2 protein-coding genes are annotated in these 2,446 nt (G+C 60.1%); both read left to right on the plus strand.

The genetic code is table 11. The features are described 5' to 3' along the window. Nucleotides 1–197: hypothetical protein (locus V6C16_RS11235; protein ID WP_333543241.1), on the plus strand; the 197-nt coding region annotated here is incomplete at its 5' end. 62 nt (nucleotides 198–259) lie between these two features. Beyond that, nucleotides 260–1,471 (plus strand): saccharopine dehydrogenase family protein, encoded by a 1,212-nt coding sequence (locus tag V6C16_RS11240; protein ID WP_333534353.1) that lies wholly within the window; start codon nucleotides 260–262, stop codon nucleotides 1,469–1,471. Nucleotides 1,472–2,446: the final 975 nt, after the last annotated feature.

Consider the following 2,446-nt stretch of genomic DNA (forward strand, 5'->3'; position numbering starts at 1 on the left):
CGGTCGCCATGCCCATGTGCTGCTGCTGGACGGCGACCGGACCGCGCCCGACAACAGCCCAAAAGACCCGCTGTAGCGGCAAAAAAGGCAATCCAAACAATGCGGTTGACGGATTGGGGCTTTACAGGCATATAGCCGGACTTTGCGCCCGTGAGCGGCAGACCGCGCCGAGGCGCTTTTTGTGTGATGGGACGTGACCGGGCGGCGCTGCCGCGCGGATTTTCTTTTGACCCCCTATCTTGCTGGAGAGGGAAGAGCTATGGCGAATATCCTTATCATCGGCGCGGGTGGCGTCGGGAGCGTGGTTGTCCACAAATGCGCCCAGGTAGCCGCAAACAGCGGCACGTTTAACAAAATAACCCTTGCCAGCCGCACGGTTTCGCGTTGCGACGCCATTGCGCAAAGCGTAAAGGCCCGCTACGGCGTTAACGTGGCTACCGCCAAGGTGGACGCGGACAACGTGCCGGAGCTTTGCCAGCTCATCCGCAGCGTCAAGCCCGACCTTGTGTGCAACGTGGCCCTGCCCTATCAGGACCTGCACATTATGGACGCCTGCCTTGAATGCGGCGTCCACTATGTGGATACGGCCAACTATGAGCCGCTGGACACCGCCAAGTTCGAGTACAAGTGGCAGTGGGCCTATGCGGACCGCTTTCGCGAGGCAGGGCTTACCGCCCTGCTCGGTTCCGGTTTTGACCCCGGCGTGACCAACGTCTTCGCCGCATGGGTCATGAAGCACGAACTGGACGAAGTGCACGTGCTGGACATCATCGACTGCAATGCGGGCGACCACGGCCAGCCCTTTGCCACCAACTTTAACCCCGAAATCAACATCCGCGAGGTCACCGCGCGCGGCCGCTACTGGGAACGGGGCGAGTGGGTGGAAACCGACCCCCTGTCCTGGTCAATGAACTTTGACTTCCCCAGCGGCATCGGCAGCAAAAAATGCTTTCTCATGTACCATGAGGAACTGGAATCTCTGGTCAAGAACCTCAAGGGCCTGCGCCGCGCCCGCTTCTGGATGACCTTCTCCGAGAACTATCTCAACCACCTGAAGGTGCTCGGCAATGTGGGCATGACCCGCATTGATCCCGTGAACTTTCAGGGGCAGGACATTGTACCCATCCAGTTCCTGTCCAAGCTTCTGCCCGACCCGGCTTCCCTCGGCCCCCTGACCAAGGGCAAGACCTGCATCGGCGACCTCATGCGCGGCGTCAAGGACGGCAAGGAAAAGACCGTTTACATCTACAATATCTGCGACCATGAAGAGTGCTACGCCGAAGTCGGCTCACAGGCCATTTCCTACACCACGGGCGTGCCTGCCATGATCGGCTCCAAAATGGTGGCCGAAGGCGTGTGGCGCAAGCCCGGCGTGTGGAATATGGAGCAGTTTGATCCCGATCCCTTCCTGGCGGACCTGGGCAAGTACGGCCTGCCCTGGCAGTGTGTGGATGTGACCGGAAAAATATAAGGGGACGCCTGCGCGGCGGGCGAGGGGAGATTTGGCCGCCTGCGCGGCGGGCAAAGAGGTGGAATGGTTCGGCCTTCGAAAGGGAATGCTGCCGCCCTGCGGGACGGGAGATTTTCTGTTTCTGTTCTATTGGCCGCCTGCGCGGCGGGCGGCAAGCGGTGAAAGAGGCTTGGTCTTTGCGATGGGTTTGTGTTGCCCTGCGGGCGCGGAGGCTTTTTCTTTGATCTTGTTTGGGACGCCTGCGCGGCGGGCGGCAAGGCGGGGCCGGTTATGGGGCTTCGCCCCCTTCTCGGCCCCCCTTGCATCCCCCCCGAAGCACCCCCTTGTCCTGCCCAGACCGACAAATACCGTTTTTCGGGGGCGGCTGCGCACGAACCTCGCCGACGTGTCGGCTTCGGTTCTTTATGACGCCGCCCCCGGCAACAGCTTTCCCCTGACAAGGACACTGCACAAACATACGCAGTCGTGCACCGTTGCAGCAAATTCAACGATGAGAAACAGCATGGGCAAAGGTACACTGACCTGTGAACGGTGCGTCAGACGTGATCAGCGCCTGACTGAAGAGCAAGTAGCAATATACGCGCAGACCTCAGACTGAGCTATTCGCTCTACGCTTTCTGAAGGTACACTGACCAGCAAAATGCAGGAGCGCAAGCAGCGCCTGACTGAAGAGCAAGTAGCAATATACGCGCAGACCGCAGACTGAGCTATTCGCTCTACGCTTTCTGACTGAATATGGATTGGAGAAAATGTAGATTGAGGCGAGGGTTTGCCCTACGGAAAATTTTCTCTGCGGGCAACCGGGTGCTTGCGGTATCCAGACGCCCCTGAATTTTTCATGCAGGGCGGAAGTGGCGGATGGCGTTGCGCGGCGCGGAGGGAGATCACCGAGCGAAGCGAGGAAGCTCCCGCAGCAAAAGACGCGCAGCCCTCGAAAGGCGACGGAAGAGGGAAAGCCCGGCGGGTGCTCCGGGG

Origin of the sequence: Desulfovibrio sp. 1188_IL3213 (assembly GCF_036763145.1) — a bacterium.
In the GTDB taxonomy this organism is placed as follows: domain Bacteria; phylum Desulfobacterota; class Desulfovibrionia; order Desulfovibrionales; family Desulfovibrionaceae; genus Desulfovibrio.